14 protein-coding genes are annotated in these 18,529 nt (G+C 71.1%); 8 read left to right on the top strand and 6 right to left on the bottom strand.

Annotated elements, in window-relative coordinates; genetic code table 11:
* Nucleotides 1-6 precede the first annotated feature (6 nt).
* Entirely contained in the window at nt 7-1,329 is a 1,323-nt protein-coding gene (locus tag AB5J53_RS37335; protein ID WP_369250018.1) for a radical SAM protein, read from the top strand.
* Nucleotides 1,330-1,751: 422 nt separating this feature from the next.
* The gene (locus AB5J53_RS37340; protein WP_369250019.1) at nt 1,752-3,236 is read left to right on the top strand and encodes a cellulose binding domain-containing protein; all 1,485 of its coding nucleotides are present in this window, start codon (nt 1,752-1,754) and stop codon (nt 3,234-3,236) included.
* A 10-nt stretch (nt 3,237-3,246) separates the two neighbouring features.
* On the opposite strand, the gene AB5J53_RS37345 is transcribed toward AB5J53_RS37340, so the two are convergent.
* Nucleotides 3,247-4,029 carry a hypothetical protein gene (locus tag AB5J53_RS37345; protein ID WP_369252683.1) on the bottom strand — a complete coding sequence of 261 codons (783 nt, stop codon included), beginning with the start codon at nt 4,027-4,029 and terminating at the stop codon, nt 3,247-3,249.
* A 326-nt stretch (nt 4,030-4,355) separates the two neighbouring features.
* Between AB5J53_RS37345 and rsgA the strand changes: the two genes are divergently transcribed.
* Nucleotides 4,356-5,459 carry a ribosome small subunit-dependent GTPase A gene (gene rsgA, locus AB5J53_RS37350; protein ID WP_369250020.1) on the top strand — a complete coding sequence of 368 codons (1,104 nt, stop codon included), beginning with the start codon at nt 4,356-4,358 and terminating at the stop codon, nt 5,457-5,459.
* Nucleotides 5,460-5,717: 258 nt separating this feature from the next.
* Complete coding sequence (locus tag AB5J53_RS37355; protein ID WP_369250021.1) at nt 5,718-7,160, top strand: DNA-3-methyladenine glycosylase 2 family protein; 1,443 nt, start codon at nt 5,718-5,720, stop codon at nt 7,158-7,160.
* On the opposite strand, the gene AB5J53_RS37360 is transcribed toward AB5J53_RS37355, so the two are convergent.
* Both AB5J53_RS37360 and AB5J53_RS37365 read right to left on the bottom strand, forming a co-directional pair.
* Nucleotides 7,157-7,897 carry a Type 1 glutamine amidotransferase-like domain-containing protein gene (locus AB5J53_RS37360; protein WP_369250022.1) on the bottom strand — a complete coding sequence of 247 codons (741 nt, stop codon included), beginning with the start codon at nt 7,895-7,897 and terminating at the stop codon, nt 7,157-7,159. The genes AB5J53_RS37355 and AB5J53_RS37360 overlap by 4 nt on opposite strands.
* 135 nt (nt 7,898-8,032) lie before the next feature.
* The gene (locus AB5J53_RS37365) at nt 8,033-8,401 is read right to left on the bottom strand and encodes a PPOX class F420-dependent oxidoreductase (protein ID WP_369250023.1); all 369 of its coding nucleotides are present in this window, start codon (nt 8,399-8,401) and stop codon (nt 8,033-8,035) included.
* Nucleotides 8,402-8,541: 140 nt separating this feature from the next.
* On the opposite strand from AB5J53_RS37365, the gene AB5J53_RS37370 reads away from it, so the two are divergent.
* Nucleotides 8,542-9,777 (top strand): SGNH/GDSL hydrolase family protein, encoded by a 1,236-nt coding sequence (locus tag AB5J53_RS37370; RefSeq protein ID WP_369250024.1) that lies wholly within the window; start codon nt 8,542-8,544, stop codon nt 9,775-9,777.
* Here AB5J53_RS37370 and AB5J53_RS37375 read toward each other — a convergent pair.
* From AB5J53_RS37375 to AB5J53_RS37385, 3 genes are all read right to left on the bottom strand, one after another.
* The gene (locus tag AB5J53_RS37375) at nt 9,774-12,083 is read right to left on the bottom strand and encodes a glycoside hydrolase family 95-like protein (protein WP_369250025.1); all 2,310 of its coding nucleotides are present in this window, start codon (nt 12,081-12,083) and stop codon (nt 9,774-9,776) included. The genes AB5J53_RS37370 and AB5J53_RS37375 overlap by 4 nt on opposite strands.
* A 185-nt stretch (nt 12,084-12,268) precedes the next feature.
* Nucleotides 12,269-12,751 (bottom strand): DUF456 domain-containing protein, encoded by a 483-nt coding sequence (locus AB5J53_RS37380; RefSeq protein ID WP_369250026.1) that lies wholly within the window; start codon nt 12,749-12,751, stop codon nt 12,269-12,271.
* Between the two features lie 168 nt (nt 12,752-12,919).
* Nucleotides 12,920-13,900: a winged helix-turn-helix transcriptional regulator gene (locus AB5J53_RS37385; protein WP_369250027.1), complete on the bottom strand. Its 981-nt coding sequence runs from the start codon at nt 13,898-13,900 to the stop codon at nt 12,920-12,922.
* A gap of 241 nt (nt 13,901-14,141) precedes the next feature.
* Between AB5J53_RS37385 and AB5J53_RS37390 the strand changes: the two genes are divergently transcribed.
* The 3 genes from AB5J53_RS37390 to AB5J53_RS37400 all read left to right on the top strand — a co-directional run bounded on the left by AB5J53_RS37390 (nt 14,142) and on the right by AB5J53_RS37400 (nt 18,374).
* Nucleotides 14,142-14,600, top strand: a complete 459-nt coding sequence (locus tag AB5J53_RS37390) for a hypothetical protein (protein ID WP_369250028.1) — start codon at nt 14,142-14,144, stop codon at nt 14,598-14,600.
* Nucleotides 14,601-14,808: 208 nt separating this feature from the next.
* Nucleotides 14,809-16,521 carry a protein phosphatase 2C domain-containing protein gene (locus AB5J53_RS37395; RefSeq protein WP_369250029.1) on the top strand — a complete coding sequence of 571 codons (1,713 nt, stop codon included), beginning with the start codon at nt 14,809-14,811 and terminating at the stop codon, nt 16,519-16,521.
* A 110-nt stretch (nt 16,522-16,631) separates the two neighbouring features.
* Nucleotides 16,632-18,374 (top strand): pyruvate dehydrogenase, encoded by a 1,743-nt coding sequence (locus tag AB5J53_RS37400; protein WP_369250031.1) that lies wholly within the window; start codon nt 16,632-16,634, stop codon nt 18,372-18,374.
* Nucleotides 18,375-18,529 lie beyond the last annotated feature (155 nt).

The raw sequence follows: 18,529 nt of genomic DNA on the forward strand, positions 1-18,529 counted from the left end.
TACGGGATGGGCGGCAGCCGCACCGCGCTGGTCGAGGATCTGATGGAACGGTTCCCGCACGTGCCACGGGAAGCCGTCTTCAAGGAGGACCTGCTCCGTGGTGGCGTGGCCTTCGACGCGTCCGCCCTGAGTGACAACGAGGGCGGCGAGGTCAAGCCGAAGTCGTACTTCATCTTCTCCTTCGACCACGGCACCCTGCCCGAGCTGGGCGAGGCCGCGCTCAGGCGCCCGCCCGAGGAGATCATCCTCACCGGAGGCCCGTACGACCTGCGGCGGACCGTCGTGTCCGTACGCGTCAATCCGTCCTCGCCGTACCGGGTGGCCGCCGACGACGACGGCGTGCTCGGGCTGTACCTCGACGGGAAGCGGATCTCCGACGTCGGGGTGCCGCCGATGCCGGAGTACTACCGGCACAAGCTCTCCAACGGGAAGTCCGTGATGGAGGTGGCCCCGACGATCCAGTGGGGCTACCTCATCTACCTGACCGTCTTTAGGGTCTGCCAGTACTTCGGCGCCAAGGAGGAGTGCCAGTACTGCGACATCAACCACAACTGGCGCCAGCACAAGGCGGCGGGCCGCCCGTACACCGGCGTCAAGGACGTCGACGAGGTCCTTGAAGCGCTCGAGATCATCGACCGCTATGACGCCGCGAAGGCGTCCACCGCGTACACGCTCACCGGCGGCGCGATCACCTCGAAGCTGCAGGGCCGCGACGAGGCCGACTTCTACGGGCTCTACGCCAAGGCCATCGAGGAGCACTTCCCCGGACGCTGGATCGGCAAGGTGGTTGCGCAGGCTCTCCCGCGCGACGACGTGCAGCGGTTCAAGGACTACGGCGTGCAGATCTACCACCCCAACTACGAGGTGTGGGACCGCCGCCTCTTCGAGTTGTACTGCCCGGGCAAGGAGCGCTACGTAGGCCGCGACGAGTGGCACAAGCGCATCCTCGACTCGGCGGAGATCTTCGGCGCGCGCAATGTGATCCCCAACTTCGTCGCCGGCGTGGAGATGGCTGAGCCCTTCGGCTTCACCACGGTCGACGAGGCCATCGCCTCCACCACCGAGGGGCTGCGCTTCTTCATGTCGCACGGCATCACGCCCCGCTTCACCACGTGGTGCCCGGAGCCCACCACCCCGCTGGGCAAGGCCAACCCGCAGGGCGCGCCCCTGGAGTACCACATCCGCCTCCTTCAGGCCTACCGCTCCACGATGGAGGACTTCGGCCTCTCCTCACCGCCCGGATACGGCCCTCCCGGACCGGGGAACGCGGTCTTCTCCGTCAGCTCCTTCATGGACAGCCTTCCCGCGCAGGAGCCGTCGCAGGTGTAATCCGTTCTGCGCCCCCGGACACAGAGGGGTGTGTCTCAACGGGCGTAACGCCTCCGGCGGATGGTGGGCGTCGAAGGTCCGGTGAATGTCGACGGGAATCGAGACTTTCTGGCCTTCCTTCCGTACAACACTCGGGGCGCCTGGAGTTGGGCGACCTGTAGGGCCGACGCCCTGGGACGCCCGGGGGCGGATCGTCGCCACCGAGCGGCAGGGCCGTTGGCGGGACGGGACGGTTCGGTTGCATCGCACCACCGGTGCGATGCAACCGCTTGCCCATCATTTGAATACGTCGCTTGTCAGTTGTGCGGAAACCGTGAAAGGCTCGGGCACCGTCGTGAGACGGACCCCAACTCCCTTGTCTGGGACCCGAGTTGGGCATTGCATTACTTTGCACATGGAAGCAGTGGATGCAGGAGCCCCCCATGCCTGACCTGCCGACCCCTCAGGACGCCGCCGAGGCCGCGCTGTTCTCGGAGAGCTGGGACGCGGTCCTGTCGTACGCCGATCTGTGCACGTCCGGTTCCGCTTCGGCCACCCAGCTGGCCACCGAGGCGTTCACCCACGGCATCCGCGAGGCGCGCGAGGTCGGCTCGGGAGCGAAGAGTACCGGCCGCCGGGCGCTGCGGCTGCCCCGGATTCCCCTGCTGCTGACGTCGGTTCGGACCACGGCCGCCGCCTGGGAGGCGCACGGCCAGGGGCACCGGCTCGACCCCGACCTCAGGCTGTGGCTCAACTCCGAGAAGGCCACCCGCTACACCGGGCCGCCGCTGCACCGCCCGCTCGCGCTGCGCGGCCTCAGGGACATGCAGGAACCCGACGCCGCGCTGCTGTGGCTCGCCGAGGTCGAGTCGCTGCCGCTGCCCGCCGTGGCCCGGCGGCTCGGCCTGGACCCGGCGGCCGCGGCGGAGGAACTCGCCCAGGTGCGGGCGCTCTTCAGGGACCGGTGCCATCGCAACCACCTCGACACACCGATGGACGCCAACTGCCGCAGCTACGCCCGGCTCCTCGACGCGGTCACCCGCTCACCCGGCGCCGAGACGCCCGAGGATCTCTCCCGGCATCTCGCCCGGTGCGTCGAGTGCGCGGAGGCGGCCGCCTGTCTGCGGCTGCACGGCGGCGGGCTGCCCGCGGCGCTCGCCGGCGGGGTGATCGGCTGGGGCGGCCTCGCGTATCTGGAGCGCCGGCGCCGGGCCGCCGAGGCGGGGCTGGCGGGCGGACGTACGGACGCGGCCGTGGACACGGGCCTCGCCGAGGGCAAGGTGGCCGGGCCCCGGATCGGCCGGACCGGGCTCCTGGCCGCGGCCGTCATCGTGTCGGCGCTGGCGCTCACGGTCTCGCTGATGCCGTTCGACGGTTCCAGGGGCGGGGACGCCTCCGCACGCGGCGACTCGGCGGACCGGCAGCCCGTGGCGGACCCGGGCGTCTCGTCCCCCTCGGCCACCACGCGCCCCGCCGGCTCCCTCGTGTCACCCGAACCGTCGGACTCGACGACCGGCTCCGAGACGAACCCCGACCCCGAACCTCAGGGCACGTCCACGTCCCCCGCCGAGACGCCCCACAAGTCCGCGCACCCGACAAAGAGCGCATCGTCGTCCTGCAAGGTGAAGTACGAGATCGTCAACCAGTGGCCGGACGGCTTCCAGGCCACCGTCACCGTCACCTCCGCCAAGGCCCTCGACTCCTGGCGGATCGCCTGGACCTTCCACGACGGCCAACGCGTCACCCAGATGTGGGACGGCACCTTCGTCCAACACGACTCCCGCGTGACCGCGAGCGCCGCCGACTACAACAAGTCGGTCGCCGCGGGCGGCACTTTCGCGGTCGGTTTCCTCGCCTCTTGGCGGGACGGGAACTCGGTGCCGGGGAACTTCACGCTCGACGGGAGCAGTTGTACGACGGCGGAGTGAGCGCGGCCGGTCACTCTCGTTCGCGCAGAACCCGTCCGCCCGAGCAGGGCCGAGCGGCTTGACGGTCGTTCATCTCCCTCGGTGTTCGAAGGAGGTGAGGCAGCAGACCGCAGAACACCTCGGCGGCGTTCCTGCCGGCCGGCTCGTGACGGCTGTCGTCCTTGTGGCTGTCGGCCTCGTCCGACATTCCCCGCACGACCAGCCACGGCTTGGGGGTACCGGCCTCGTTGGCGGCGGCGTGCACGGCCTCGACCAGACCGGCGCCCTCGGTCTCCACGGCGAGGACCTTCTCGTTGTACTCGCTGAGATACCGGCGTTCCGCCGCGTCGACGTGGGCGATCACCGCCTCGCCGGAGCCGATGAGCCCGCGCAGAGCCCGGTGATCGGGTCCGTCGGGCAGCGGCCAGGGTTCGCCGTTCTCTGTGAAGAAGTCGTTGATCGCGTGCTGGACTCGGGCGGTCACGGGGTGGCTGCGCCCACGTCGCCGTACTCCCTCGGGCGTGATCTTGCGCGGCTCGTAGTGAACGATCTCCTGCGCGATCACCACGTCGCCGACGTGCACGTCGGGGTGGACGGAGCCGCCGATCCCCACCAGCGCCAGGAGCCGCGGCGCGAAGCTCTGACGCAGGTACGCCACCGCGTTGCCGGCGAACTGCTGGCCCGGCAGCAGCGACTGGGTGACGACCACGCGCACGGTGCGGCCGGCGGCGTCCCAGCTGAACTGATGGAACCGGACCCCGTGCGGGGTGACTTCCTTGTGGTGCGCGCCGCGTCGAGAGAGGGCATCGATCAGAGCGCGGGTCTCGACCGCTCCTGCTCGTCACGAAAGTGAGGGGACGTCTGCGGTGCGGCGAGAGGGGCTGGGCGCGTACGAGGAAAAGGGTTTGACGACGTGGTGCGGGACTGGGCTATGGTCGGGTCGTTCGACGCCGAGGGGCTGTGACGCCTTCGGCGCAAGCGTGTGGGAAGAGCAGGAGGTGTTGACCGATGGCTGTCTTTGCGATGGGCGCTGCCCGCATCCAGAAGTTCATCAAGTCCACCTCTGTGGCCGCCGGCTGACCTTCCTCCTCCTTCGCGCCTGAGCGCGCCTGCCGGGGCCACCCTTGTGAAGGGTCTCCCTTGACTTCCTCTGCTTTTGATTTTCCGGCAGTGCACCCTCTCGCGGCGTACGGCTGGGACGACGCGTGGGCGGACGAGTTCGCCCCGTACGACTCCGAGGGTCTGCTGGCCGGACGGGTCATCCGGGTCGACCGCGGGCAGTGCGACGTGGTCACCGCCGACGGGGTCATGCGCGCGGACACCGCGTTCGTGACGCCGCACGATCCGATGCGGGTCGTGTGCACCGGCGACTGGGTCGCCGTGGAACCCGCGGGCCATCCGCGCTACGTACGGACGTATCTGCCGCGCCGTACCGCCTTCGTGCGCTCCACCTCCTCCAAGCGCTCCGAGGGGCAGATCCTCGCGGCCAACGTCGACTACGCCGTCGTGGCCGTGTCGCTCGCCGTGGAACTCGATCTCGGCCGCGTCGAACGCTTCCTGGCCCTCGCCTGGGAGTCCGGCGCACAGCCCGTGGTCGTCCTCACCAAGGCCGACCTCGTGCCGGACGCGGTGACGCTCGGGCATCTCGTCCAGGACGTCGAGACGACGGCGCCGGGTGTACCGGTGCTGACGGTCAGCTCCACGACGAGTGCGGGCCTCGATGTCCTCGAGGCCGTCCTCGCCGGCGGTACCTCGGTCCTCCTCGGAGTGTCCGGAGCGGGGAAGTCGACCCTCGCGAACGCGCTGCTCGGCGAGGACGTCATGGATGTGCAGGCCACGCGGGACATGGACGGCAAGGGCCGGCACACCACGACGACGCGCAACCTCCTCGCCCTGCCGGGCGGGGGCGTCCTCATCGACACCCCGGGACTGCGGGGCGTCGGTCTCTGGGACGCCGAGACCGGCGTCGGGCAGGTCTTCGCCGAGATCGAGGAGCTGGCCGCGCAGTGCCGCTTCCACGACTGCGCGCATGTCGCCGAGCCCGGCTGCGCCGTCCTCGCCGCCCTCGACTCCGGCACCCTTCCCGAACGCCGTCTCGACAGCTATCGCAAGCTGCTGCGCGAGAACCAGCGGATCGTCGCCAAGACGGACGCGCGGCTGCGGGCCGAGATTCGACGGGACTGGAAGCGGAAGGGGGCGGAGGGGCGGGCCGCCATGGAGGCCAAGCGGGGGCGTTGGCAGTAGGCCGGGGCCGGGGTGGGTTTGTCTCGCCCCCTCCGTCCCTACCCGTCCCGACCAGCCTTTCGGCTGCGGGTGGGTGGGGGCTTGTCGCGCAGTTCCCCGCGCCCCTAAAAGGGGCGCGGGGAACTGCGCGATCTTTTAGGGGGTCTGGGGGCGCAGCCCCCAGGTACGGGACGGGTAGGGGCGGAGGGGGCGAGAAAAGCCCAACGCCATGTCCGATTTCCGCCAGACCCGTCCCCGGAGGCCCCGCACACTGGAAGGGTGATCGACGCAGAGACCAGGTATGAAGACACCAGGTACGAGGCGGTGCGGAGCCGGGACGCCCGGTTCGACGGGGAGTTCTTCTTCGCTGTCGAGACGACGGGGATCTATTGCCGGCCCAGCTGCCCCGCGGTGACGCCGAAGCGGCAGAACGTACGGTTCTACGCGACCGCCGCCGCGGCGCAGAGCTCGGGGTTCCGGGCATGTCGCAGATGCCGTCCGGACGCTGTGCCGGGGTCCGCGGAGTGGAATGTGCGGGCCGACGTGGTCGGTCGGGCCATGCGGTTGATCGGCGACGGGGTGGTGGACCGCGAGGGTGTCGGAGGGCTCGCGGTGCACCTCGGATACAGCGCCCGCCAGGTGCAGCGGCAGCTCACCGCGGAGGTCGGCGCGGGCCCCGTCGCACTGGCCCGCGCCCAGCGCGCCCACACCGCGCGGGTGCTGCTCCAGACCACCGGCCTCCCGATCACGCAGATCGCGTTCGCGGCCGGGTTCGCCAGCGTGCGGCAGTTCAACGACACGATCCGCGCGGTGTACGCCTCGACACCGAGCGAGCTGCGTGCCGCCGCCCCGCGCACCGGCTCCGCCGCCCTGCGTGCGGCCGCGCCCACCGCCGGGATCCCGATCCGCCTCGCCCACCGGGGGCCCTACCAGTCCACCGCCGTCTTCGACCTCCTCGCCGACGAGGCGATCGCCGGAATCGAGGACCTCAGCGGCACCCGTGGCCGCCGCACGTACCGGCGCACACTCCGGCTCCCGTACGGCACGGGAATCGTCGCGGTCGACGAGCGGCCGGGCGGGAGCCGTGGCCGCGCCACTCACAGCGACGGCGCCCACCCCGGCGGCTGGCTCGACGCCCGTCTCCACCTCACCGATCTCCGTGATCTCACCACCGCCGTCCAGCGGCTGCGCAGGCTGTTCGACCTCGACGCCGATCCGTACGCCGTGGACGAGCGGCTGGGAGCCGACGCGCGACTGGGGCCGCTGGTCGCCGCGCGTCCGGGCCTGCGTTCGCCGGGCGCCGCCGACCCGGACGAGCTGGCGGTGCGCGCGCTGGTGGGGAAAGCGGAGGCCGAGCGGCTGGTCGGGCGGTACGGGAAGGCGCTGGACGCTCCGTGCGGCACGCTCACCCATGTGTTCCCGGAACCGGCCGTCCTCGCGGAGGCAGAGCCGGACGGCACCCTCGGTGCCCTGACCGCCGCCCTGGCCGACGGCACCCTGCGGCTCGACGCGGGCGCCGACCGCGACGACGCGCAGAAGGCGCTGCTCGCGCTGCCGGGTCTGGACGCACACACCGTCGCCGTCATCCGTACCCGCGCCCTAGGCGACCCCGATGTGGCCCCGCCCGGCGACGACGTCCCGGATGCCTGGCGCCCTTGGCGTTCCTACGCCGTCCAACACCTGAGGACCGAAGCCGAGTTGGCGCGCAACAGCGTGAACTAGCCCGGCGGCGACGGCAGCAGACGTGGCTCCAGCCGCTCCTCGACCGCCGCGCCCCCCTCGCGCCTGACCAGGTACGCGCCCTTGCCCGGTATCTCCGTGACCGCCTCGACGAGCTCGGTGCCCCGGTACACAAGGCCTACGCCGTCGTCCGTGCAGTGGGTGACGGGCAGTGTGCCGTCGGCGACCAGCCGGTGGATCAGCGGGCGGCGGCCCTCGTCGCTGTCGTAGTGGACGCCGTTGCCGTAGGGCAGGTACCCGAGTCCGTCGGTGAGCGGGCGCAGTTCGGGCCCGTAGGAGTCCGTGGTGCCGCCCCGGAACCAGCAGATCGATCCGGCGCTCACCCCGCTGAGCACGACCCCGGCCTCCCACGCGCGCCGGAAGATCGCGTCGAGCCCGTGGACGCGCCATACGGCGAGCAGGTTCGCCGCCGAACCGCCCATCACCCACACGACGTCCTGCTCGAGCACCGATCCCTCGATGTCCTTGAGGTTCGGCATGGGGAAGAGGTGGAGCGGGGTCAGATCGAAGCCCGCCACGCGGGCCGCCTCGCTCATGCGCGTGGTGAAGTGCTCGGCGTCGCCGATCGCCGTCCCGACGTACATGACGCGCGGACGGCGCCCCTGGACCCCCGCCAGGTCCACGGCATGGTGGACGAGGGCGTCGAAGGTCACCCGGGTGCGGTCTCCGACGCGGTGACCACCCGAAGTGGCAAGGATGGTGGGTTCCGTGGCGGTCATGGCTCGCGACCCTACCAAGACCGCCGCGCCACGTGATCTTCAACGGACCTGACGCACAAGGCCGCTCGGCCCTCCCGGTCCCCATCCGTTCAGTCCTCCGTCCCCCGGCCGCTCAGTCCTCCATCCCCAAGCCGCTCAGTCCTCCAGCCCCCAGCTGTGGATCCGCTTCGGATGGATGCGGATCAGCTCCTCGCTGAAGTGCGGACCCAACTCGTGTGGACCGGTGAGGAGTTCGGCCTCTCCCCGGATGTCGATGCCTCTGACCTTCCACGGCGAGAAGCTGACGATGTCGTCGACGACGAGGGCGACCTTCGGGTTCTTCTGCAGGTTGCGCCACTTCTTCGTGGCGCCCATGGAGTAGCCGCCGATCAGGATCGTCCCGTCCTCCTGCGGGAAGAAGCCGACGGGGTTCGCCTGCGGCTGCCCGTGGGGGTCGACGGTGGCCAGCCGTCCCAACCGCTGCGTCTTGAGGTACGCGCGCTCGGCCTCGCTGAATTCGGTCATGACAGCAGCCAAACACTCTCGCGCCGCGATCGCATCGGATGCTGGTCCTAGGTCCAGGGGAGTACGGGGACGTCGTACGGGTGCATCCATTGGGGTGACAGTGAGTTGAGGGGGCCGGCGGCCAGGGAAACCATGCCCCCATGACTCGCGCGATCAAGGTCCGGCACCTCCTGGCCGTCCTGGTGACCTCCCTGGTTCTCACCCCGCCGACCGCGCTCGCCGAGTCCGGGCCCGGCCGGGCCACCTCCACGCCGGGCCAGACCTGGACCGGCACCTGGGAAGCCGCCGCCTCAGGCACCGCCCCCGCGCTGCCCGGCGCCTCGATCCGCAACGTGGTGCACACCAGCGTCGGCGGCCGCGCCGCCCGCGTCCGCCTCTCCAACCGGCTCGGCACAGCACCGCTCCAACTCGACGCCGTGACCGTGGCGTTGCAGCAGCCGGGCGCGCCCACCAGCCCGCGGGCCGTCCCCGGCTCGATGCGTACCGTCACCTTCGCCGGCGCGGGATCGGTGACGATCCCCGCGGGCAGAGACCTGGTCAGCGACCCCGTCGCCCTCCAGGTCCCCGCCGACGCCAACCTCCTGATCTCGCTCCACACCCCGGCGGACTCGGGCCCGGCGACCTATCACCGCTCCGCCCTCCAGGCCAACTTCCTTGCCCGCAAGGGCAATCGCACCGCCGACGAGAGCGGCACCGCTTACACCGTCACTCTGGGGAACTGGTACTACGTGACCGGTGTCGATGTGCTCGGCTCGGCCGTCGTGGGCAGCGTGGTCACGCTCGGCGACTCCATCACCGACGGCACCGGCTCGACGTTCAGCGCCAACCACCGCTGGCCCGACCGGCTCGCCGACCGTCTGCGCGGCCTCCCGCCGTACCGCCGCCACGGCGTCCTGAACGCGGGGATCGCAGGAAACCGCGTCCTGCTCGACGGCCGCGGCCCCAGCGCCCTGTCCCGCCTGGACGCCGATGTGTTCTCCCGCACCGGCGTACGCGCGGTGATCGTGATGGAGGGCATCAACGACATCAAGGGCACCCCCGAGCAGACGGACCCCCGCGCCATCGAGGACGCGTATCGCCGCATCGTGCGCCACGCCCACGCCCGCGGCATCCGTGTCATCGGTGCCACACTCACTCCGTACGGTGGTCACGCCGCGTACACACAGGCCCGCGAGGCCGTACGGCAGGCCATCAACACCGTCATCCGCACGCGCGGTCTCTTCGACGCGGTCGTGGACTTCGATGCCACCGTCCGCGACCCGTCGAAGCCGAACCGGATCCTCCCCGCCTACGACCCCGGCGACCACCTCCACTTCAACGACGCGGGCATGAAGGCGATGGCGGACACCATCGACCTGACGACCCTCATTCCCTAGGCCGTTCCCGGAAGGCCCCACTTGGGCGCCTCCGCGTTCGACCGCACCGGCGCGATCGTGAGGTCCGGCCGGTCCCCCTTCGCCGTGATCAGCGCCGACTCGCCCTTGCGCAGGGAGATTTGGATCGCGCCGCCGCCCGCGTCGGAGTACCGCAGGGCCCGCCCGTGTGCGTCCCGCACGTCCACCGGCCCCCCGATGCCATGCCGTACGACACAGGGGGCACCCGCCTCGCTGACCAGCCGGACCCAGCGGGTCGCCCCGCCCTCGCGCACCGCCGAGAGCAGAAAGGCGCCCTGCGTGCGGAAGTTGTGGACCGTCAGGTCCGACCACGCGGCGGGCAGCGCGGGGAAGACGCGGACGACGCCACCCCACGACTGGCAGACCATGTCGTGCAGGGACTGGGCGGCCGAGAGAGGGGTCTCGATGACCGGGCCCGACTCCTTGTACATGGTGTTGGCCTGGATGAAGCGGGTCATCAGTTCACCCAGGTACCCGAGCGCGTCCTCGCCCTTGCCGAGCAGGGCGGACATCGAGGCCGCGCCGGTGAAGGTGTAGCCCTGAAGCGCGCCTTCGAAGCCGACCCAGTGCGCCAACGACTTCTCGATCAGGGCCCGTTCGTCGGGTGTGCGGCCCGTCAGCTCGTACAGCGGGTACACCGCGAGCAGGTGCGAGTAGTGGCGGTGCGACTTCGCGAAGGGGATGTCCGCGCCGATCATGAAACCATTGGCGTCGGTGGGATACGCCACCCGCTTGGCCAGCACCTCGCGCCAGCGCGGCGCCAACTCGTCGTCGATACCGAGGAGTTCGGCCGACTCCAGCAGAGTCCGGCAGCCCCAGGTCAGCAGCATCAGGTCGTAGCTGCAGTCGCGCGTGTTGCCGCCGTATTCGGGGGAGAAGGTGGCCGGAAGGTGCAGCTTGCCGTCGGCGCCCGGCTCCAGGAAGTGCAGGTAGTAGTTGATCGCCTTCCGCAGCAAAGGGAACAGGACGTCGCGGAGGATCGACTCGTCCATGGTGTGGCGATAGCTGAGCCAGACGTTGTGCAGGGCCCAAGTGAGGTTGCCGACCTCCGGAGTGGGCGGATCCTGGCCGGGGATGCCGACGCCGTAGCCGGTCAGGGTGCCCGCCGCGCCGTTGACGAGGTGGGGGTCCGTGGTGCGCGGGATGCCGAGCGAGTCGCCGCGGTACCGCTCCGCGACCTCCTTGGACAGGTTGTCCCGGTATTCGCTCAACGCCCTTGTCACCGCGTCGAGTTCGAGATGGTTCGAGCCGTGGATCAGCCAGTACTCCAGCTGCACGTTCAGGTTCCACCAGGTGTTGGGCCACGGTGTGGACTCCAGCCAGGGTCCGCTGGTGGCCATCACGGGCGCGTCCCGGCGGGCGGCGGACGCCGTCTTGTACAGCTGGATCCAGTAGAAGCGCTGGATGCGCGCGTCGGGGAGGGAGAGGAAGCTCTTGCGGTAGTAGGCGTGCCACCAGGCGCGATGTGCTTGCGCCAGCCGGTCGTACGGCAACGCCGACGCCCCGCGCACGGCGGTGAGCGCCCGGTCCAGTGCCGTGGACTTCGGGTACGAGTGCGCGACATGGACGTACAGGGTGCGTGTCTCGCCCCGAGTCCGCTCCCGCCACGCGGTCGCGTGCTGTCCGCCCGACAGCAGCGGCTGTACGGCGGCCCGGATGCCGTCGTGCTCGGCGACCTCGGCGGGCGGGTTGCCCTGATAACCGTCCGGCAGCGGTTTGAAGGCGGCGCGCGGGCTGATCGCGTCGGCCGGATGGAACACCCATCGGAAGTCGCGCTCGCCCTCGCTCGGTGTCACCTCGACGGCGAGGACCGAGCGGGAGTTGTGCACCAGCGCGCGGAGCGTGAGCGTGCCCCGGTCCGTGGTGAGCGTGCCGGTCAGCTCGGCGTCGCGCAGTCCGAGCCGCCAGTCCAGGCCCGTGATGGTGCCCACCGGCTCCAGCGTGAAGTGGCCGATGGGCAGCCGGGCGAGCCCGAAGAGCGAGCCGAACTCGGGGCGGTGGTCCTGCACCTCGGAGTGCTGCACGTTGAAGCGCACGGCCGTGCTCTCCGCGCCCGGCTCCGCGTAGATGCCGGAGCCGAGGAAACCGTTGCCGAGGTACGGCCCCTCGTACCAGGTCTTCGGCATCCGCTGCCAGACGAGGTCGGCGTCGTCGAGGACGGTGCGCCAGGGGTCGGCGGCGCCTTCGTGGACGGACGCCCTCGCCTGCGCGGGCAGGCCTCCGGCGATAAGCGTCCCGCCGAGCGCGGATCCGGTGGCGAGAACGGTACGTCTGGACGGGCTGGGCATCGCGCCTCCTGGCGGCTCATTCGGCAACGTACGCACGGTGATTCATCGGAGCTATTCCAGACCGCAACGTAGAGAGCGTGCGATGGGCCGTCAATGGCTGGGAAGAGATCCGATGTGTAGGTGTGTACATGAATGACGGTCGTATGGCTGTCCTGCATGACGGCCGTATGCCTCGTCAGCAGGCCTCAGCCCCAGATCACCGCCACCAACCACGCCCCCATGATCAGCAGACAGGCGAACAGCTCCGTCAGCACACTCCATCCGCCCGACCGCATCGCGGTCCGCGCCGCGGCCCGCGCCTGCCCGTGCCCGCCCAGCCGCAGCCGCTCGGAGAGATAGATCCCGCCGATGAAGCCGGGTATCGCGCCGACCACCGGCAGCAGAAAGAAGCCGAGCAACGCCCCGGTCCCGGCGTACACCGCCATCCGGGTGGTGGCCCCGCTCGCGCGCAGCCGCCGTGGAGGCAGCACCCAGCGGACCGCCTGGGCCAGCAGCAGGACCACGGTCGCGCCGACGAGCACGGCCCAGGAGAGCGCCCGTGGGTCGGTCAGTGCCCACCACAGGACCGCGGCCCAGACGAGCCACGACCCCGGCACACCGGGCACCAGTACTCCGGCAAGGCCGAGCAGGATCACCACGCCGACCAGCAGGAGTTCCCAGACTCCCATCTGCCCAGAGTGACTGAGCGGACGTGCGACCGCAGGTCAGTACCGCGCCAACGGCCTGGGCCGGTTCCAGTGCCGCGCCCACCAGCCCGCTGGTGTCAATCCGCGCCCACCAGTCCCGCTGAAGTCACGCGCCCACCAGCCCCGCTGATATCAGGCCTCCCGCCGGTATCAGTCCCGCGCCACCCAGCCCCGCTCGTACGCGTGCCAGCCCAGCTGCAGTCGCGTCGTCACGCCCGTCAGCTCCATCAGCCGCTTCACTCGTCGCTGCACGGTCCTCAGGCCCAGATCGAGCTGCTTGGCGACGCTCGCGTCGGTCAGCCCGGCCAGCAGGAGTGACAGGATTTCCAGGTCGGTGCTGTCAGGGCCGTCCGGCTCCTGCTCGTTCACGCCCCTGCTGCCGAGGCGCAGCGGCAGCGCGTCCCGCCACACCGACTCGAAGAGGCCCGACAACAGCTCGAGGAGTCCGCTCGCGTGCACCACGAGCGCCGCGGGCTCCGCGGTGTGCGAGGTGAGCGGGACCATCGCGAGCGTCCGGTCGGCGATCACCAGCTTGGTCGGCACCTTGTCCACGACGCGCACCTGCTCGTCGCGGCTGAGCGCGGCGGACAGCTCGGTGATGCCGGTGGGCTGGTCGAGGACCGCCCGTTCGAGCACCACGCGGTAGCCGACGCCCCGGCCCGCGGCCTGTTCCTCCGCGTCGTTGTCCATCCCGGAGACCACGACCGGATTCCCGGTGACCAGCGCGCACACCTCCTCGGCGGCACCGAGCTGGAGCTGCAGGAACCGCTGGGAGACCGCCGCCGCGCCGATCACCACCTCGACCAGGTCGTGCACCGCCGGTTCGGCGGCCGCCGCCCGGTACTCCTCCGCGAGCAGCGCAGCCGCCAGCTCCGCCTTCTCCAGCTCGTGCCGCTGCTGGGTGAGCAGCGCGCCGAGGGCGACCCCGGGCGGCGCCGCGACCCAGCGCCCGGGCCGGGCCGAGGACTGGGCGGCGAGACCGTGACGCTCCAGCCGGCGCAGGGCGCGCTCGGTGTCGTACTCGCCGAGCGTGAGCCGCCGCGCTAGATCGGGCACGTCGGCGGCGCCCACGGACACCAGCGCCCGGTACGCCGACTCGTGCGTCTCGTCCAGACCTATCGCTCCCAGCATCCGGCGACGTCCCTCCCCTTGGATCCGTTCCGGCCCGCCCGTGGCGGAAATCGGCCACGGCGCAAACCCGCCTCGGCACATCATCGCCGCACACCCCGCCTCTCTGCCAAGCTCACGCCACCGCAGCACCAACCACCGTCCGCAATGCCCTTCTTGGGCCTGTTCGGCCTGGACAGATGCGGGATGCGGGCCGCACCGGCTCGTCGCGGACGCGGGTGGAGCTACCTTGGGGAGTGGGACTTTGGGGAGAGCGACAGCCCGTACGGCGATCGGGGCGGCCACCGCCGCCGTCCTTGCCGTCACGACACCCACGGCGGCGGCACAGCGGCCGAGACCGCTGACCCGTACCGGGGCCACCGCCCCGGGCGCCGTCGTCACACTTGTCACCGGAGGCCGTGTCCTGGTGACGAAGGACGGGGCCACCGCCCTGCCCGGTGAGGACGGCACCAATCCCTTCACCCTGACCCGGCAGTCCGGCAAGGACCTGTACGTCTGTGCCGAGGGCGCCGTCGCGGCCATCGCCGCGGGTCGCGTCGACGAGGGACTCTTCGTCGAGGCCAGGCCGGTGCGGCTGTCGTACTGGTACGACGGTGGCGAGACCTGGACGTCCGCGGAGACCATCCTTCGGACGGCAAGTGGACCGCCACGGTGCATCACAGCGGAGCCTCAGGGAAGCAGGTCACACTCAGGGCCGAACTGACCGACGCGCACGGCAACTCGGTCACCCAGACCGTGACCCGGGCGCCTACGACGTGCGCCAGTCCGGTCATCCAAGCGCCGCCGGGCGGTTCTCCCGTGGGGGGTGGGACCGCCCGGCGGTTTCGTCTCACTGTTCGGCTTCCAACCCTCTGGCCGGTTTTTCCGGATGCCCCGTTTTCATCCGGCTCCCGCGGTGGACAATTGGGGGCATGAGCCAGCAGGGGGAAAAGCCCACCGGTCATGAGGACGACTGGTGGGGGCAGTTGTACGACGACTCCACCGAGGACACGGGGCCCGCGGCCGCGGCCGATTCTCTGGACGATCGGTTCGCGTCGGCCGCGGGGACGATGGGGCTGGGGTCCGCCGCGGGCCCGGGGGCCGCGGCCCGCCGACCGGACGGGCCCGAGCCCGATGTCCCGTCCAGGCCGGAGCGGCCTCCCGCGGTGCCGGACTCGTCTCCCGTTCCCGCCGTTCCGGAGCGGCCTCCTGCCGTACCGGAGCAGCGTGGTGGCGCATCCGCCTCCGTGGCCTGGCCCGGAGCGACGCCGCGCGGTGAGGGGCCGACGCCGGGCCCCGGGCGGTGGGAGCGAGGTGACGTTCCCGAACTGAGTCCCGACCCCGGCCCACTGCGGCGAAGTGGTCTCGCCCGGCAACCCGCCCCCTGGGAGCCCCCGCCCACCGAACCACCGGCTCCCGCGACCTTCCCGCCCGGGCCGACGCCGCCGGGGTTCCCCGCACGGGAGCCCAGGAGCCGTACGTCCACGGAATCGCCCGGCAGTGCGGTGCCCGTGCCGAGGGCACCCGTGGACGCGCCACCGGCCCCCACGTCACCGCCCGCCGTGCCTCCGGGCGACACCTTGCCCATCACCCCGTCCGACGCCCGGCCCCCGCGGCCCACCTCCGCCCCCGAGGACGCCCCGCCAGGCGAACCCGCCCTCTCCGTCCCTCACCAGCCGCCCGCCGTCGACTACGTGGGCTCGGGCCCGCCCACCTACGACGCCGAGCCGACCGCGCTCCCGCCCGCCGACCCCGACGAGCTCGACGACCTGGTCGCCGACACCGTGCTGGACGGGGCGCGCTACGGGACGAGCACGCTGCGGGCCGTGTCCGTGCGCGGGGACTCCGCGCGGTACCGGGGCGAGCCGCGCCGGGACTCGCTGCTCACCGCCCGGTTCGGGACGGGGGAGCAGGCGCTGGTCCTGGTGGCGATGGCGACCGGCGCGCGGGCCACGCCGGGCGCGCACCGGGCGGCCGCCGAGGCGTGCCAGTGGATCGGGCGCGCCGTGGGGCGCAGTCACGCACGGCTGGCCGAGGACATCCGGGCCGCCCGGCGCGGCGACCTGAAGTCGGGGTTGCACCGACTCATCGACCGCAGCCTGGGCAAACTGCGCGCGAGCGCGGCCGAGCAGGGCATCGAACCGGAGGAGTACACCGCCAGCCTGCGCTGCCTGCTGCTGCCGGCCGACCCGGGGTGCCGTACGCGCGTCTTCTTCGGCGTCGGCGCGGGCGGTCTGTTCCGGCTGCGGGACGGTGAGTGGCAGGACATCGAGCCGCGGGTCGCGGAGGCCACCGGCGAGGCCGTGGTCGGCTTCGGATCGCTGCCCCACGAGACCCCGGAGGGCGATCGGCTCACCATGGACCTGGGCATCGCGACGCCCCCGAGCCCGTACGAACCCGCCCCCGCGCCGCCGCGCGACCCCTTCCGCTTCCGCGCCTCCGTCGCCCGCCCGGGTGACACGCTCCTGCTGTGCACCGGCGGCCTGGCGGAGCCGCTGCGCGGCGAACCCGAACTGGCCGAACACCTGACGGAGCGGTGGTCGGCGGCGGAACCACCGGGCCTCGCCGCGTTCCTCGCGGACACCTTGGTGAGGGTGAAGGGGTACGCCGACGATCGGACGGCCGCGGCCGTTTGGGAGGCGTAACCGCACGCCCTGTGAATTCATGGACCCGAGGGATGGACGAAGGGACCCGGGGGACCCGAAATGCCCAAGGGATCCAAGGGATCCAAGGATCGCGAAGAGGTGCGTGAAGCATGGCCAAGCAGAACGTCGCCGAACAGTTTGTCGACATCCTCGCCCGCGCGGGCGTCAAGCGGCTGTACGGCGTCGTCGGCGACAGCCTCAACCCTGTCGTCGACGCCATTCGGCGCAACTCGGCCATCGACTGGATCCACGTCCGGCACGAGGAGACCGCCGCCTTCGCCGCGGGCGCGGAGGCGCAGATCACCGGCAAGCTCACCGCCTGCGCCGGCTCCTGCGGCCCCGGCAACCTCCACCTCATCAACGGCCTCTACGACGCACACCGCTCCATGGCCCCGGTCCTCGCCCTCGCCTCGCAGATCCCGTCCAGCGAGATCGGCCTCGGCTACTTCCAGGAGACCCACCCCGACCAGCTCTTCCGCGAGTGCAGCCACTACAGCGAGCTGATCTCCAACCCCAAGCAGATGCCGAGGCTGCTGCAGACGGCGATCCAGCACGCGGTGGGCCAGTCCGGCGTCAGCGTGGTCTCCCTCCCCGGTGACGTCGCCTCCGAGCCCGCCCCGGACAAGCCCCTGGAGACCGCCCTCGTCACCGCCCGGCCCACGGTCCGCCCCGGCGACACCGAGATCGACAAGCTCGTGGCGTTGATCGACGAGTCGGACAAGGTCACCCTCTTCTGCGGCAGCGGCACGGCGGGTGCGCACGCCGAGGTCATGGAGTTCGCCGGGAAGATCAAGTCCCCGGTCGGGCACGCGCTGCGGGGCAAGGAGTGGATCCAGTACGACAACCCCTTCGACGTCGGCATGAGCGGACTGCTCGGCTACGGCGCCGCCTACGAGGCCACCCACGAGTGCGATCTGCTGATCCTGCTCGGCACCGACTTCCCGTACAACGCCTTCCTGCCCGACGACGTCAAGATCGCCCAAGTCGACGTCCGGCCCGAGCACTTGGGCCGCCGCTCGAAGCTGGACCTGGCGGTCTGGGGCGATGTGAAGGAGACCTTGCGCTGTCTCATCCCGCGCGTGAGGCCCAAGGAGAACCGGCGCTTCCTCGACAAGATGCTGAAGAAGCACGCCGACGCGCTCGAAGGCGTCGTCAAGGCCTACACGAGGAAGGTCGAGAAGCACATCCCGATCCACCCCGAATACGTGGCCTCCGTGCTCGACGAACTCGCCGCTGAGGACGCGGTGTTCACGGTCGACACCGGGATGTGCAATGTCTGGGCGGCCCGCTACATCTCGCCCAACGGCCGTCGCCGCGTCATCGGTTCGTTCTCGCACGGCTCGATGGCGAACGCGCTGCCGATGGCGATCGGCGCCCAGTTCACCGACCGGGACCGGCAGGTCGTCTCGATGTCCGGCGACGGCGGATTCTCCATGCTGATGGGCGACTTCCTCACCCTCGTCCAGTACGACCTGCCGGTGAAGGTCGTCCTCTTCAACAACTCCTCGCTGAGCATGGTCGAGTTGGAGATGCTGGTGGCCGGCCTGCCCTCGTACGGCACCACGAACAAGAACCCCGACTTCGCGGCCGTCGCCCGCGCCTGCGGTGCGTACGGCGTCCGGGTCGAGAAGCCCAAGCAGCTGGCCAGCGCGTTGAAGGACGCCTTCAAGCACAAGGGCCCGGCCCTCGTCGACATCGTCACCGACCCCAACGCCCTGTCCATCCCGCCGAAGATCAGCGCGGAGATGGTGACGGGGTTCGCGCTGTCGGCGTCGAAGATCGTGCTCGACGGAGGAGTGGGCCGGATGGTGCAGATGGCCCGCTCGAACCTGCGCAACGTTCCGCGACCCTAGCCGGTGCGGGGCGCCCAGCGGCAGCCCGCGTACCAGTAGGGCGGCAGGCCGGGCCGCCATCACCCTGACCTGAGGTGACCGGACGACCACCGAGCTCGTCGTCGACATGACCAGGAGGGGCACACGATCATCCACGTCGGCGACAAGGGCATCGG

Origin of the sequence: Streptomyces sp. R41, from assembly GCF_041053055.1 — a bacterium.
GTDB lineage: Bacteria > Actinomycetota > Actinomycetes > Streptomycetales > Streptomycetaceae > Streptomyces.

What these genes read in the sequence shown, in the direction of transcription:
- AB5J53_RS37335 (WP_369250018.1), top strand. Translation starts at nt 7, where the DNA reads ATGGGCGGCAGCCGCACCGCGCTGGTCGAGGATCTGATGGAACGGTTC.
- AB5J53_RS37340 (WP_369250019.1), top strand. Translation starts at nt 1,752, where the DNA reads ATGCCTGACCTGCCGACCCCTCAGGACGCCGCCGAGGCCGCGCTGTTC.
- AB5J53_RS37360 (WP_369250022.1), bottom strand. Translation starts at nt 7,897, where the DNA reads ATGACCGCCACGGAACCCACCATCCTTGCCACTTCGGGTGGTCACCGC.
- AB5J53_RS37365 (WP_369250023.1), bottom strand. Translation starts at nt 8,401, where the DNA reads ATGACCGAATTCAGCGAGGCCGAGCGCGCGTACCTCAAGACGCAGCGG.
- AB5J53_RS37370 (WP_369250024.1), top strand. Translation starts at nt 8,542, where the DNA reads ATGACTCGCGCGATCAAGGTCCGGCACCTCCTGGCCGTCCTGGTGACC.
- AB5J53_RS37375 (WP_369250025.1), bottom strand. Translation starts at nt 12,083, where the DNA reads ATGCCCAGCCCGTCCAGACGTACCGTTCTCGCCACCGGATCCGCGCTC.
- AB5J53_RS37380 (WP_369250026.1), bottom strand. Translation starts at nt 12,751, where the DNA reads ATGGGAGTCTGGGAACTCCTGCTGGTCGGCGTGGTGATCCTGCTCGGC.
- AB5J53_RS37385 (WP_369250027.1), bottom strand. Translation starts at nt 13,900, where the DNA reads ATGCTGGGAGCGATAGGTCTGGACGAGACGCACGAGTCGGCGTACCGG.
- AB5J53_RS37395 (WP_369250029.1), top strand. Translation starts at nt 14,809, where the DNA reads ATGAGCCAGCAGGGGGAAAAGCCCACCGGTCATGAGGACGACTGGTGG.
- AB5J53_RS37400 (WP_369250031.1), top strand. Translation starts at nt 16,632, where the DNA reads ATGGCCAAGCAGAACGTCGCCGAACAGTTTGTCGACATCCTCGCCCGC.